General features: G+C 67.2%; 16 protein-coding genes. 8 read left to right on the top strand and 8 right to left on the bottom strand.

Annotated features, from left to right (window positions below; all coding sequences use genetic code 11):
* Positions 1–176: 176 nt before the first annotated feature.
* A complete protein-coding gene (locus ACQPYZ_RS01340) occupies positions 177–500 on the bottom strand; it encodes a hypothetical protein (RefSeq protein ID WP_433164401.1) in 324 nt (107 codons plus the stop codon).
* 253 nt (positions 501–753) lie between these two features.
* On the opposite strand from ACQPYZ_RS01340, the gene ACQPYZ_RS01335 reads away from it, so the two are divergent.
* A complete protein-coding gene (locus ACQPYZ_RS01335; protein ID WP_433164399.1) occupies positions 754–1,395 on the top strand; it encodes a hypothetical protein in 642 nt (213 codons plus the stop codon).
* Positions 1,396–1,563: 168 nt separating this feature from the next.
* Positions 1,564–1,968 (top strand): VOC family protein, encoded by a 405-nt coding sequence (locus ACQPYZ_RS01330; protein ID WP_433164398.1) that lies wholly within the window; start codon positions 1,564–1,566, stop codon positions 1,966–1,968.
* A 220-nt stretch (positions 1,969–2,188) separates the two neighbouring features.
* Here the strand turns inward: ACQPYZ_RS01330 and ACQPYZ_RS01325 are convergent, their stop codons facing one another.
* Positions 2,189–2,518, bottom strand: coding sequence for a hypothetical protein (locus tag ACQPYZ_RS01325; protein WP_433164396.1), 330 nt, complete (start codon positions 2,516–2,518; stop codon positions 2,189–2,191).
* A gap of 165 nt (positions 2,519–2,683) precedes the next feature.
* Between ACQPYZ_RS01325 and ACQPYZ_RS01320 the strand changes: the two genes are divergently transcribed.
* The gene (locus ACQPYZ_RS01320) at positions 2,684–5,458 is read left to right on the top strand and encodes an AAA family ATPase (protein WP_433164394.1); all 2,775 of its coding nucleotides are present in this window, start codon (positions 2,684–2,686) and stop codon (positions 5,456–5,458) included.
* A 44-nt stretch (positions 5,459–5,502) separates the two neighbouring features.
* Here ACQPYZ_RS01320 and smpB read toward each other — a convergent pair whose 3' ends face one another.
* The 3 genes from smpB to ACQPYZ_RS01305 form a co-directional block, all read right to left on the bottom strand.
* Complete coding sequence (gene smpB, locus ACQPYZ_RS01315; protein ID WP_433164392.1) at positions 5,503–5,982, bottom strand: SsrA-binding protein SmpB; 480 nt, start codon at positions 5,980–5,982, stop codon at positions 5,503–5,505.
* Positions 5,983–6,054: 72 nt separating this feature from the next.
* Positions 6,055–6,453: an arsenate reductase ArsC gene (locus ACQPYZ_RS01310; RefSeq protein ID WP_433164390.1), complete on the bottom strand. Its 399-nt coding sequence runs from the start codon at positions 6,451–6,453 to the stop codon at positions 6,055–6,057.
* A gap of 2 nt (positions 6,454–6,455) precedes the next feature.
* A complete protein-coding gene (locus ACQPYZ_RS01305) occupies positions 6,456–6,803 on the bottom strand; it encodes an ArsR/SmtB family transcription factor (protein ID WP_433164388.1) in 348 nt (115 codons plus the stop codon).
* Between the two features lie 76 nt (positions 6,804–6,879).
* Between ACQPYZ_RS01305 and ACQPYZ_RS01300 the strand changes: the two genes are divergently transcribed.
* The 5 genes from ACQPYZ_RS01300 to ACQPYZ_RS01280 all read left to right on the top strand — a co-directional run bounded on the left by ACQPYZ_RS01300 (position 6,880) and on the right by ACQPYZ_RS01280 (position 10,639).
* Positions 6,880–8,232, top strand: a complete 1,353-nt coding sequence (locus ACQPYZ_RS01300) for an FAD-dependent oxidoreductase (RefSeq protein WP_433164386.1) — start codon at positions 6,880–6,882, stop codon at positions 8,230–8,232.
* 61 nt (positions 8,233–8,293) lie between these two features.
* Entirely contained in the window at positions 8,294–8,587 is a 294-nt protein-coding gene (locus tag ACQPYZ_RS01295) for an ArsR/SmtB family transcription factor (protein WP_433164385.1), read from the top strand.
* Positions 8,584–8,970, top strand: a complete 387-nt coding sequence (locus ACQPYZ_RS01290; protein ID WP_433164383.1) for a VOC family protein — start codon at positions 8,584–8,586, stop codon at positions 8,968–8,970. The genes ACQPYZ_RS01295 and ACQPYZ_RS01290 overlap by 4 nt, the downstream gene beginning before the upstream one ends.
* Before the next feature lie 67 nt (positions 8,971–9,037).
* Positions 9,038–10,117, top strand: a complete 1,080-nt coding sequence (locus ACQPYZ_RS01285; protein ID WP_433164382.1) for a hypothetical protein — start codon at positions 9,038–9,040, stop codon at positions 10,115–10,117.
* Between the two features lie 36 nt (positions 10,118–10,153).
* The gene (locus tag ACQPYZ_RS01280) at positions 10,154–10,639 is read left to right on the top strand and encodes an N-acetyltransferase family protein (protein WP_433164380.1); all 486 of its coding nucleotides are present in this window, start codon (positions 10,154–10,156) and stop codon (positions 10,637–10,639) included.
* A 45-nt stretch (positions 10,640–10,684) separates the two neighbouring features.
* Here ACQPYZ_RS01280 and ACQPYZ_RS01275 read toward each other — a convergent pair whose 3' ends face one another.
* Genes ACQPYZ_RS01275 through ACQPYZ_RS01265 form a run of 3 tightly spaced genes read right to left on the bottom strand, consistent with a single transcriptional unit; the run spans position 10,685 to position 13,717 of the window.
* Positions 10,685–11,101, bottom strand: coding sequence for a hypothetical protein (locus tag ACQPYZ_RS01275; protein ID WP_433164378.1), 417 nt, complete (start codon positions 11,099–11,101; stop codon positions 10,685–10,687).
* Positions 11,082–12,419 (bottom strand): amidase, encoded by a 1,338-nt coding sequence (locus ACQPYZ_RS01270; RefSeq protein ID WP_433164376.1) that lies wholly within the window; start codon positions 12,417–12,419, stop codon positions 11,082–11,084. The genes ACQPYZ_RS01275 and ACQPYZ_RS01270 overlap by 20 nt, the downstream gene beginning before the upstream one ends.
* Complete coding sequence (locus ACQPYZ_RS01265) at positions 12,416–13,717, bottom strand: hypothetical protein (protein ID WP_433164375.1); 1,302 nt, start codon at positions 13,715–13,717, stop codon at positions 12,416–12,418. The genes ACQPYZ_RS01270 and ACQPYZ_RS01265 overlap by 4 nt, the downstream gene beginning before the upstream one ends.
* Positions 13,718–13,719: the final 2 nt, after the last annotated feature.

The raw sequence follows: 13,719 nt of genomic DNA, 5'->3' as shown, positions 1-13,719 counted from the left end.
GGTCAACACGCCCCCGGTGCCGAGCATCAACTGTCGGACGCGCGTCGCACATCAACCGCCGGAGCACACCCTCCGGCCGGACCCTCTGCCGGATTGAGCTCGTATGGATCAAGGGCGCCTGCGCCGCGCTGGCCTGGTTTGGCAGCTAATAGGGGGCCGAGGCAAATTTGGCGGCCTCATGCAGTGTCGTCGTGCTGCCTTCGTCCGTGGCGGCCAGGCCTCCCGGCTGGCAACCGGCGAAGTAAGGGTTCCAACCAGCGAGCCGGTGGTGCCTTCGATCCGTCGCCACCGATCTGGTAATTGATCTCGGCGAGGATGAACACGAGTACGCAGGCAGCCGCCAGCCAGTCCACCTCCAGGACGAGCCCGGCGACCAGGCCACCAGTCCACGACCCCGCCACGAGCCACCCGACGTGACGATGGAGGACGGCAGACGCCCACAGCGCGCGCACCGAGAACCCGACTGTGAGCACGATCAACAACAGCAGCTCAAAGTCCACCGGTCCCTCCTGCCTTGGCCTGAGCCTACCGACGGCCAGCTAATGCATATGCTGAGACCGTTCCTTTCTCCTACCTGCGCCGGTCGGTGAATCCGCAGAGCAGGTACGAGTGGCTTGGGTACGCCGATCAGCCGGATACCCCCATCAGTCTTGACCTCCTGAAGCCCTAGCGTCTCGCCGGGAAGCAGGCCGAGTCCTGAAATTCGGCCGGTCTTTGTGGTTGAGCCGGAGCTTCTTCGTTACCGTCGGGGCTATGGCCGGCTGGGAGAGTTTGCGTGTGGACCTGCGCCGGTTGCGCGAGGAGTCACCGGGTGCCCTCGTGGCGTTTCCCAGTCCCGACAGCGAGCGGAGTGAGAAGCGGTTTCAGGTCGAGCTGGCCGCGTGGGCGATTGACGTTGCAGCCGCACTGAAGGCGAAGTACGGGAGCCTGGTGGATCTGCGCGTCGGGGCGATGACCTTTCCGGCCAGACAGCTGTGGGTGAGCGAGTACACGCGCCAACTACTCGACGGACTCGCAGAACCCACCGGCCTCGACGTCGAGCCGCTGTCGCCGTTGACGATCCGCAGCGGTCGATCCACGCACGAGGAGGTGCTGGTAACGAATCGGACCGAGCAGGAGCAGGTGCTCCTCACCAACGGAGCCCTGACCTCGGCGGTGACCGACAGCTCCGGCGCCGTCGTCGGTCTGTACGTCGGCCCGCGGACCGCGGCCCGAGTGGGGTTCGCGATCGAACCTCACCAGAGCCGCCCCGTACCCGTCTTGATCGGCACTGCCTCGGTGGTTCCCGACCTGGGGTACGCCGTCCCGCCCGGACAGTGGCGGCTGGTTATCGCGCTTCTGACGTACAAGCGCAAAATGGTCTCGGCACCACTGGAGATCACCGTTTCCCCGTAAGCACAGCCCATGAACCGAACATCCCTCGGCTCCGGCTCCGGCCCTTCGAACTGCTCGACCGCGACAAAGCCGAGCCCCTGCGCGCATCGGACGGAGCCGCAGGTCAGGCAGCTTGGCTTAGGGTCGGGTTAGCTCGTTGGCGGACGGGAGACCCGAAGGAGTCGAAGGATGCAAGGTTCCGACGAAGAAGCGGCGGGGTTCCGGTGGAACGCGGTATGCATCGATTGTGCGCCCGACGAGTACGACGCTGAGGTTGCCTTCTATCGGGACCTGCTCGGGACGGAGGTGGCCGAGCGCGAGCGGCGATGGGCTGCCCTGCGAGACCCCCAAAGTGGGATGTGGCTCAACATCCAGGCCAATGATTGGTACGTGCCTCCCGTGTGGCCAGAGGACGTTCCCGCCCAGACGAAGATGATGCACTTCGAGATTCGCGTGAACGACGTCCAGGCCGCGGTCGACCGTGCAGTGTCGTTCGGTGCTCGTGAGGCTCGTCAGCAGCCAGCAGACCGAGACCCGCGCAGGTTGAGGGTGATGCTGGATCCTGCGGGACATCCCTTCTGCCTCTGGAACTGATCCCAACGAGCAAGATGCACGTGCCGGCAACACTGAGGTGAATCCGGCTCCTACGATGCGAAGGAAACCCTCCGAGCGCGCCACAAGACCCAGGTCAGCTGACCTGGGTCTTGGCGTACGGCGCTCCCTCGCAGCCCACCGACCACCCCGTGGTGCCTTCTCGTCGTCCGCGAGCGCACCCTGGATGCCTCGTGGCGAGCCGTGATTCGCGGCGCGGCTGCTAGCCGTGTGCGGTGGGGATCTGGCGGCGTCGGTATAGCCAGGTCACGGCGAATGCGACGGCGGCTCCGCCCGCGGCTGATGCGCCGGCCTCGAGTGCTTCGACCGCGATGCCGTCGGACGAGCTGTCGTTGCTGGCGCCCGCGGTCTGCACGGCGACCTCGTGGGCCGGGTCGTAGGCCGGGTAGTTCGGCGGTCCGGGTTCGTATGGAACGGTGGCGACCGGTCGCGGATCCTCCGGCGGAACCTTGGCGGCAGCACCGGCCACAGGCAACGCGAGCCCGGCGGCGACGAGTACTGACGCGGTAATGATGAAACGTTTGGTATCCATGATGTCCTCCCGAAAGGCTGTGCGCCTGCCATCACAGTCCGCCCGCAAGCCGGTCCGGCACATCGGGCATTGACGCGCGGATTCTCGACGTACCGCCTTAGGAAGCCATTCCTGATGCCTTATCCAGGGCTCCACTTCACGCGTCGTCGGGCGCATGATGGTGGCGTGGGAGGGGCCCTGATCGGGCGCGACGAGGAGCTCGCGCTGCTCAAGGAGTTGACGACCGGACTAACCAGTGGATCGGCCGTCGCGATTGTGCGGGGTGAGGCGGGCATCGGGAAGTCCCGGCTGGTGAGTGCCGCCGTAGCGGAGGCCACGGCCGCCGGACTACGCATCCTCAGCGGCTCATGTGCACCGCTGTCGAGCGCGGTGGCTTATGGAGGACTCGCCACGGCGCTCAGGGTCGGTTGGGACGTGAAGGACCAAGGATTCACTTCGGTCGCAGCAGGTAGAGCCTGGGCCTTCGAGTCGATGATGAGGGCCCTGGGCGAGGTCGTCGACGGCGGCGTCGTACTCGTCGTTGAGGACTTGCACTGGGCGGATGCGTCGACCCTGGATTTCCTCGCCTACCTCAGCCGCAACCTGCCGCCGTCGGGCCTACTGGTTCTCCTGACCTGGCGGGATGACGGCACCGGGAACGAGCAGGCGTGGTGGCTCAGTGAGCAGCTGCGCCTCCCCTCGGTGACCGATCTACCTCTTCGCCGGCTGACGATCGAAGAGACCGCTCGGCAGTTGGCGGATTGCTCCGCGGAGCTGGTGGCTGCGGTGTACAGGCGGAGTGCGGGCAATCCATATCTCAGCGCCGAACTGGCCGCAGGAGAAGCGACATTGTCGACATCGCTACGCCAGGTGCTGGCAGCACGACTGGAGACGGTGCCGCCACAGGTCCGAACCGCGATCGCCGCGACGGGCATGCTTGCTCGACCCCTCACTGACGACGAGTTGTTGGTCGCGGCCGACGGAGACGTCGCGAGTGTGAAGATCGGTTTCAAGGCCGGCCTACTCGTCAGGAGTGCGACAGACGGCACCACAGCCCGGCATCCTGTCCTGGCCGAGACAGCGTTCGAACAGCTCCTACTGCCGGAACGCCGGCGGCTGCACGCCCGTCTCGGTGAGTACCTGGCCTCCACACTCGGAGCGTTACCCGTGGCGTCGGCGGTCGCCGAAGTAGCCGAGCAGTATCGGCTGGCGGACGACCGAGACGAGACGATGCGATGGGCACTCCATGCTGCCCGGGCGGCCGAGACACGGTTCGCCATCGCCGAGGCAGGTCACTGGTACGCCGTGGCGTCGGCGCTTCGGGATCAGGCGACCGTGGACCGGGACACACCGAGCACGATCGCGCTGGCGAAGTCAGCGGCGGCACTACTCGGCGCCGCGGGGCGCCATCTGCAGGCGATCGCAGTTCTGAACGAGGCCTTGGGGAACGTCGACACGACAGTGGATGCCGACCACGATGTCGTGTCAGCGCTGCTCGCCCGTGCGTGGATGCGCGCGCACGTCGACGACAACGACGGTGCGCTGGCCGACCTGGATCGGGCCGAAGGGCTCGTTCCACCAGGGAATGAAGCGCTTCGAGGTGAGGTCCTAGCTCGGCGAGCCTTCACGTTGGTCGCCTGCTCGAGGTCGCCGGAAGCCGAGCAACCCGCGTCAGTCGCGCTCCAGATCTCCACGCGGCTCGGTGACCTCCGCACCATCGGCCGGGCCAGGCTGGTGCTCGGGCTGCTTCGGGCGGCGCCGGACGACAGTCGCACTCAGGAGGCAATCGAGAACCTCCAGGCTGCGTTGTCGATCGCGCGTGACCTGGCGGAGCCGGACGACATCGTGTACGCCGGCGTTGGGCTGTCCTATGCCTACGGTGTGCGATGCGAAGTCGACGAGATGCTCAAGTCTCAGCAAGTCGTGCAGCAGGAACTCAGGCGGCTCATGGTCGACAGACACTGGATGGAGGATCTGCTCGAGGGCAATCTGGTCGAAACTCTCTACCACCTCGGACGTTGGGACGAGGCGCTCGCCTTTCAACGGCCGGCGACCGCGCAACAGTTTCCGGCACTCGAGAGTCCACTGGCTCAGATCTACATGGCACGGGGCGACCTCGATTCAGCTGCCGATCTCCAACGCCTCGCCAGCCCTTTGGATCGTGACGACCAACCCCTGCACAAACTTGGATACGTCGAGGTACAGGTACAGCTGCTGCTCCATTCAGGCCGTCCCTCCGAGGCACTCGCCGCAGCGAGAGCTGCGACCGCCGTCATTCACGGATCTGATGTCGAGGCAGAAGCGCAGACCTTGCTGCTCGCCGGACTCGAAGCGGCGGCAGAAGTCCAGGCACGCGACGACTTCGAGAGCCTGGTCAGGCTACTGGCCGGTGCTGTCGCCGGAGTGCGAGCATCCGCCATCGCGGCGCAAGTTGCAGCCGAGCGCTCTCGTCTCGTCGGTGCTTCCGATCCCGAGTTGTGGCGTGCGGCGGCACGGTGTTGGCAGACCTTCGCGCACCCGTACGACGAAGCGCGAGCGCGTTTCCGCGCCGCCGAGGCCTTGCTCGCCTCACGCGCACCCGGGGTTCGTAGCCAGGCGGCCGCCGAACTGGAAGCCGCACTTCGAACGGCGGAGAGTCTCCGTGCGGTCCCCCTGATGGGGAGAATCCGATCTCTCGCGAAGCTCGCCCGCATCCCGCTGGGGCAAACACCGACGGGCTCCGAGCCTGGCGCCGATCCGATCGAGGTCATCGGCCTGACCGACCGCGAGATCCAGGTGCTCACGTTGCTCGCCGAAGGCCGCACCAACAGGGAGATCGGCACGGCGCTCTACATGAGCGCCAAGACCGCGAGCGTCCATGTCAGCCATATCCTCGTCAAGCTCGGCGTCCGAACACGAGTCCAAGCCGCCGCGGTCGCGGTACGTCTCGGGTTGGTGCCATCCAACCCCACCGAACAGTAAGTGCGCTCCTTCGACCGTCCGGGACCTGCGCCGGCGTACCGCTGTCAATTTGGGCGGCGCTTGAGGCGTTGGTGGAGGGCTCGTTCGGCTTCTCGGGTTGCTTCTCGTTGGGCGATGGTTTGGCGTTTGTCCCAGGACTTCTTGCCTCGGGCGAGGGCGATCTCGACCTTTGCGCGACCGTCCTTGAAGTAGAGGGTGACGGGGACGATCGTCAGGCCGCTTTCGTTGACCTTGCGGTCGATCTTGTCGATCTGGGCGCGGTGCAGCAGCAGTTTCCGCTTGCGGCGGGAGCCCTCGTTGAACCAGCGGGCCTGCGAGTACTGCGGGATGTGTACGCCGTGCAGCCAGATCTCCCGGTTCTCGACGATGGCGAACCCGCCGACCAGGGACGCTCGCCCGGCACGGAGTGCCTTCACCTCCGGGCCTTGCAGCACTATCCCCGCCTCCCACGACTCGCCCAAGTGGTAGTCATGGGCGGCCTTGCGGTTGCGTGCGACTACGGGCTCGGCGTCTGGCTTCTTCACACGAGCGATTGTCCCCGATAGCCCCGACGGCAAGTCGAGGGACAAGGTCGACCCCCGAGACCAAGGAGCCGGCTACTGCGAACGGAGTTCCTTGAGGAGCTTTTCGACACGGTTGCGGATTTCGTCGCGGACTTGGCGGACCACCTCGAGGGGTTGGCCGGCCGGGTCGGTGAGGGCCCAGTCTTCGTAACGTTTGCCGGGGTAGAAGGGGCAGGCGTCGCCGCAGCCCATGGTGACGACGACGTCGCTGGCCTCGACGGCCTCGGTCGACAGGCGTTGGGGGACGGCTTCGGTGATGTCGATGCCCACCTCGCGCATCGCCTCGACGGCGACGGGGTTGAGCTGGCTTGCGGGTTCTGAACCGGCGGACAGTACGGCGACCTGGTCGCCGGCGAGGTGGCGCAGCCAGCCCGCGGCCATCTGGGAACGGCCCGCGTTGTGGACGCAAACGAACAGCACGGTGTGGGTCATGTTCAGGCCTTCAGCGCCGGCTCGGGCAAGGCCAGCAGACTGGAGATCCACCGGAGGCGATCGGGCACCGGCCAGTAGTAGACCCACGTGCCGCGGCGTTCGCAGTCGACCAGGCCGGCTTCGCGCAGGACCTTGAGGTGGTGGGAGATCGTCGGCCCGCTCACCTCGAACTGCGGCGTCAGCTCGCAGACGCAGATCTCTCCACCGGCCGAGGTGATCATCGACAGCAGGCGAAGCCGGATCGGATCGGCCAGCGCCTTGAACACGACGGCCCCTTCGACGGCGCCCGCCTCGTCGAGGGCCTGAGCGGAGATCGGCGAACAACAACCAGCGGACCCCTGTTTCGACATACCTCTATCTTGACTCCTGTCTAATCAAGAGGCAAGCTGACGGTTGATTCGATGATCTTCTAGACAGGAGCGCCTCATGCGTGACCAGTCAGTGTCGCCGGTGATCGTGATCGGCGCGGGCCCGGTAGGCCTGGCCGCGGCCGCCCACCTCGCCGAACGTGACCTCGACTTCCTGGTCCTGGAATCCGGGCCCGGCGCTGCGTCGGCGATCGACGAGTGGCGACACGTCAAGCTCTTCAGCCCCTGGCGGTACGACGTCGACGCCGCCGCCCGACGCCTCCTCCAACGCGCCGGCTGGACCGCGCCCGACCCCGACACCCTCCCCACCGGAGGCGACCTCATCGACTCCTACCTCGAGCCGTTGACCAAGACGCCCGAGCTCAACGACCGCATCCGGTACGACGCCCGGGTCGAAGCGGTGACCCGCGTCGGGTTCGACCGCATCCGGTCCGCCGGCCGCGACAAGGCGCCGTACTTGGTCCGACTGTCCGACGGGACCGAGCTCCTGGCGTCCGCGATCATCGACGCCGCCGGCACGTGGCGGACGCCGAACGTCCTCGGCGGTTCCGGGATCCCGGCCCGTGGCGAGACCGACTTCGACGGGATCGTCCACTCGCTGCCCGACGTACTCGGCGCCGATCGGGACCGCTTCGCAGGCCGACGTACGGCGGTCGTCGGCGCCGGCCACTCGGCCGCCACGACGCTGCTCGAGCTGGCCGAGCTAGCTGGAGAGATCGTGTGGGTGACTCGCGGCACCGATCAGGCCCGCACGTACGGCGGTGGCGACGCGGACGAACTGCCGGCTCGCGGAGCGCTCGGAACCAGGTTGCGGAAGCTCGTGCGGTCCGGGCGGATCGAGCTGGTCGGTTCGTTCCGGATCGAGGCCGTCGGGCGTACGCCGGACGGCCGGGTCGAGCTGGTCGCGGGAGACCGGCGCGTCGTCGCGGACTCGGTGGTGAACTCGACCGGCTTCCGGCCCGACCATGAGTACGTGTCGGAACTCCGGCTCGACCTCGACCCGATCCTCGGCTCCACGCGCGCACTGGCGCCGCTGATCGACCCGAACAAACACTCCTGCGGAACTGTCCCACCACACGGCGTCGACGAGCTCGCGCATCCCGAGCCGGGGTACTACGCCGTCGGCGCGAAGTCCTACGGCCGCGCCCCGACGTTCCTCCTCGCCACCGGTTACGAACAGGCCCGCTCGGTGGTCACCGCCCTGACAGGCGACTGGGAAGCGGCGCGCGACGTCCAACTAGACCTGCCCGAAACCGGGGTCTGCTCCTCCGACCTCGCGTACGGCGACGCCGGATCCGCCGGCTGCTGCGGCCCGACCCCGCAATCCGTCGAAACCAGCCGCGGCCTGTCCACCGGGCTCAGCGGCGGCCTTCTGCCAGTCATCGAGGACACGCCCACCTGCGGCAACTAGCCGCGAACACGTCATGAAGGGGACTTGATAGGCAAGTATTGACTTGCCTATTGTGAGGGTCGTGGGCGAGGATGTTTTCAAGGCGTTGGCCGATCCGACCAGGCGGCGGATTCTCGACGAGTTGGTCGAGCGGGACGGGCAGACGTTGTTCGAGATCTGCACGCGGCTGGTGACGAAGTACCAGCTCGGGTTGTCCCGGCAGGCGATCAGTCAGCACCTGGCGGTGCTGGAGTCCGCCGGCCTCGTCCGTACGCGCCGCCAGGGTCGCTACAAGTTCCACGATCTGAACACCGAGCCGCTCGAGCGCATCGTCACGCGATGGCTCAGGCGGGACACACCGGAGGAGAACCCATGAGGATCCACCAGGTCAGCATCTTCGTCGACGACCAGGAGAAGGCGCTGCGCTTCTACACCGACGTGCTCGGCTTCGTGAAGAGGTACGACGTACCGATGGGCGAGGATCGCTGGGTCACCGTGGTCTCGGCCGAAGCGCCGGACGGGGCCGAGTTGGTGCTGGAGCCGGACCGCCATCCCGTCGTGAACGCGTACAAGTCCGGCCTGGCGAAGGACGGCATCCCGGCGGTGTCGTTCGCGGTGGACGACGTCCAGGCGGAGTACTACCGCCTCAGCAAGCTCGGTGTCCTCTTCACCCAGCAGCCCCTGGACATGGGCCCCTCAACCACAGCCGTCCTCGACGACACCTGCGGCAACCTTGTCCAGCTCGCCCACATCAAGTAGTTGCCGCCAGCCACCAACGGGAACAAAACCACTACCAACTGAGACGGCGCTGGGCGAGTGTGTCGGGATGGACTACGACTTCCTCATCCGGCCCGACGAGCTGACTCTGCGCTACCGGACGCCGCGAGCGTCACCCCGGCTGTCGTTCGAGACCGCCGGGCTGGCTTGGGCGGACTGGCGGACGCAGGCCAAGGCGAAGCTGGCGGAGGTCGTCGGTGTCGACGAACGTGTCCGAGCCGGCGGGGTGACGGAGGTACGTCGTACCTCTCACGAGGACGTCGGCGTAGTCGCGTTGGTGATGCGGGTGAGCGACGAGCTGTCAGTGCCTGCTTATTTGCTGCAGCCGGCAACACAGACGGGCTCAGCGGTCATCGCGTTGCATGGACACGGGCAGGTTGACGAGTGCCTGGCGATCGACGGAGTGCGCGAGGACTATCACCACAACTTCGCATTCGTGCTCGCGCAGGCTGGGCACACGGTTTTGTTGCCCGAGCTCCGTGGCTTCGGCGTGCTCAGCGACCTTGCTCGTCATCGCGACGGCGAGAGCCTCGAGTACTGGCATTGGGGCCGGCACATGGCGTACACGCTCCTCACGGACGGTTTCCAGAACGGGCGGACGCTCCTGGGCGACACCGTCGAGGACCTGCTGCGGTGGGAGCACTGGCTCGCGTCCACGTACGACGTACGGCGGCTCGACGTGGCTGGGATCTCGTGGGGTGGGGACCTCGCCTGCACCTATCCGGTGTTCAGCCAGCGTGTCCGCTCCATCTTCGCCAGCGGCACACTGGGCTCGTTCACCGCGATCTTCGCGCGGTCCGGGAACGCGCCTGCTCATTGCGTGCCCGGCGTGCTTGGTTGGCTGGACCGTGCCGACATCGCGGGGTTGAACGCGCCTCGCCCGCTGGCCGTGCACTACGGCGAGCTCGACGTACCCGGGCCGGGCAACGGGTCGGCGGCGTACAACGAGACTGTGCCGGACGCGTTCGATCGACTTCGCCGGATCTACCGGGCTGCCGGCGCCGAGGACGCGCTGTCGTTGCACGTCACCGAGCAGCTTGCCCACGAAATGGACAGCCGGCTGTTGCTCAGGTTTCTTGAGTACGGTGCTGCGGGTGGGGAATCTGGAGTTTCGGGCGGCCGGGCTTGAAGACGCTGGGCGGGTCGCGGGGTTGCATGCGGACAGTTGGGGCGTCACTACCGGGGTGCGTACGCGGACTCGTTCCTCGACGGCGACATCGACGCCGATCGGCGGGAGGTTTGGGCAAAGCGGCTCGCCGACCCGGGTGAGACCGCTACGGTGCTGGCGGAGTACGACGGGCGGCTGGCCGGGTTCGTGCACGTGATGTTCGACCGCGATCCGCGATGGGGCAGCCTTGTCGACAATCTGCATGTCGACTATCGCCATCATCGGGGCGGGATCGGCACCGAACTGATGGCTCGGGCGGCGCGGGCTGTCACCGATCACGTGGGCGACAACGCGATGTACCTGTGGGTGCTGGAGCAGAACACCAGGGCGCGGGAGTTCTACCGCGCCGCCGGTGGCGAGGCCGTCGAAACCTCGACCGTCCCACCACCCGGCGGCGACCCGACCCGGCTCAACGGCACCCCCACCTGCCTCCGCATCGTCTGGCCGGACGCCTCGACCCTTGGGCACACCACGTCGCAGTAATTGCCTATAGCAATTACCGCGACGTGGTCTCCGTCGGCGACCTCCTCACCCCGGAATTGGATCTGATCGGTTGCGTTCGTCGGCGGTCCAGTTGGTGTTGAAGCCGCCGAGGTGCGGGTGGTACATGTCGTCGCCGTCGTGCTGGGTGAATTCGACTTTCACCCACAAGGCGTCCAGCTTGAACGTCTCCACGCAGGCGTCGATCAAAGACTGGGCGAGACGAGCCCGGACCTCTGTCGGACGGCCCTTCCGGATGTCGCACATGATCAGAGCCGAGGGAGTCGGCGGACCGGACTCGTGGCAACGCCACACACCTCCACGGCCGAGGTCATGGAGAGAGACCGTCAACAGGTCCCGGTGAACCTGCATGATCTCCCCGTAGACAACTCCGATGCGCTCGGCGAACGCCCGCTTGGTGGCCTCGTCGGCTGTCACCGGCAGGTCAATCTGGATCGACGGCATACAATTCCTTTGTTCGATTGTTGACAATCTCAAGCTCGCGGGCGGCCGCGAACAGCAGGTGCTCCTGACCCGGCGCAGTGACGAGTTGTACGGCGACCGGCAGCCCGTCGACTCGCCCCACGGGCACGCTGATCGCCGGTGAGCCGGTCATGTTCCACAGGCACGTCAGCGACAACAGGGCCTGGCGAACCTCGAGCTCGGCGCCCTCGACCGAAACCCGCCGAGCCCCGACAGTCGGTGCGACGATCGGCACGGTCGGCAGAGCGAGTACGTCGTACGTCGTCAGCAGCTCGTCGACCATGACCGCGAGCTCGTGCCGTGCCTCGTCGGCTGACGCATACCGTCGGTCGGTCACCTCGCCGCCCGTGCGGAGGCGTGCGAGCACCTCCGGGTCAATGAGGTCTTGTTCGGCCCTGAGGTGATGCTCGTGCACGCGGAAGGCCTCACGGCCCTGCAACACCGAGAACTCTTCGAACACCGACCGGTCCCACTTGGGAAACCCCCGCACGACCTCCACGACGAACCCCGCCAGCTGCCGACGGGCGAGCTTCTCGATCCGCGGATCCGTCACCGCGATCGCCGACGGCGGAATCCATCCGACAGGGACCGGCTTGCCCGACGAGGACCTCACCTGCCGGCCACTGATCGCGTGGTAGCCGATCAGCGCGTCTTCGGACGTCGCGGCGAACAGGCCGACGTGGTCCAGGGAAGGCGCCAGTGGGTAGACGCCGGCGGTCGGCACGACGTCGTACGCCGGCTTGTACCCGACCACCCCACAGAGCGCCGCCGGCACGCGGACCGAGCCCGCGGTGTCGGTGCCCAAGGCAACCGGCACCATCCCGGCAGCGACCGCGACCGCACTGCCGCCGCTGCTGCCTCCGGACATCCGACTCAGATCCACCGGGTTGCGCGAGGCGCCGTGGACGGACCGATCACCGGTGACCCCGTACGCGAATTCGTGCAACGTCGTCTTGCCGACAATAACCGCCCCGGCCGAACGCAGCCGACGTACGACCTCGGCGTCGGCATCCGCAACTCCGCCGAAGGAGGTGGCGGATCCACAACTCGTCGGCAGGCCGGCCACGTCGATGAGATCCTTCACGGCGACCGGGATACCGTGCAGCGGACCCAGGTCGACTCCTGCGGCCAACTGCTCGTCGGCAACCCGCGCGGCCGCGCGAGCACCCGCTTCATCGACGAGCGCGAAGGCGTTCAGAGTTGGATTCAGCTCGCGGATGCGATCCAACGCGGACTCCGCCAACTCGACGGCCGAGACCTCCCCGCTTCGCAACGCGCGGCCCAGCTCGACCGCCGTCATGAGCCGAATCCGGGGATGAGGCGGAGGGACGACACGACCACCGCAGTACATAGACCCATCGAAGCGACGTTCCCGATGAACGGGTGGAACCCCCGCGGCAACCGCGCCGAGATCGCCGCAGCGACCGGCGGACCGATCAGTGCGCCCGCCAGGGCACCCACGACCACCGATTCCACCGTTCCTCCGAAGACGAGGACCGTGGCCGGCGCGACCGACACGACCGGGACGAACGTCGGATAGAACCCGTGCGCCTGCCACTTCCTGCGCCAGACGAGCACACCGACGACTGCGGTCAGCACCTGGCTGACGAGGACAGCGACGAAGAGCCCGGAGCCGTAGGCGAGGCCGGCCGGGCTGACGAGATGTACGACGACCGCGCCGAGAATCAGCGCCGCACTCGCCCACTCGTTACCGAAGAACTGCGCCTCCGAGAAGTCGGCCAACGCCCGCCGAGGCACCCACAACCGCGACTGCCCCGGCAGCGAGGCCGAACGCGATCGCAAGGCCGACGACCGCGAGGCCCAGGACGTCAGCGATGGCGAGGACGTCGGCGAGAGCGAGGACGTCGGCATAGGCGAGGAGGCCGGCACAGGCGAGGACGTCGGCACAGGCGAGGACGTCGGTGCGGGTGAGGTTCGCCAAGCGCCTGGCGGCGGCATCCACGGGAGACGCTTGCACAGCCAGAAGGCGACGATCGCCGCGACCCACATGCCCGTCGTCGCGCCGATCACCGGCGGCAGGTCGAGCGGCGTGCAGACGTACTCGACCACCAGGATCGACGCCGGCGGCGTCAGCACCGCGCCCAGCACTGCCGCCGACAGACCGACCCGCCACCCAGGCCCGTAGAGCACGACGATCGCAGGCGCCACCGACACCAGCGGAACGAACAGCGGCTGCCAGCTCCCCGACGCCAACGTCCAGCCCCACACGAGGTTCCCGAGCACCAAGCTCACCAACGCACTGCCCGCCGCCCAAGGCCACAGACCCGTGCCACACGCCTGGACGAACCCCTGCCACCGCCACGACATCCGCGACGCCACATGCCCGATCAGCCCACCGACAAGCAGCAGTGCACCGGCCGGAGCCACAGCATAGAACTGTGGCTCGCTGATCGACCCGACCACCCACGAGGCAAGCCGGCCAACCTCCGTGTAGTCACCGTTCCAACTCGCATCGCGGGCGACCACCGAGAACGTCCAGCCGACGAGGGCCACCAGCAGGACCGCGGTCACGACCACGGACACCTGGGCGACCCGTCGTACTCCGGGGACAGCCGTCGTACTGCGAACGGTCGTCATGG

Source organism: Kribbella sp. CA-247076, assembly GCF_050942445.1.
GTDB lineage: Bacteria > Actinomycetota > Actinomycetes > Propionibacteriales > Kribbellaceae > Kribbella.
The sequence above is the reverse complement of the archived record's forward strand: the minus strand, read 5'-3'. Positions and strand labels throughout refer to the sequence as shown.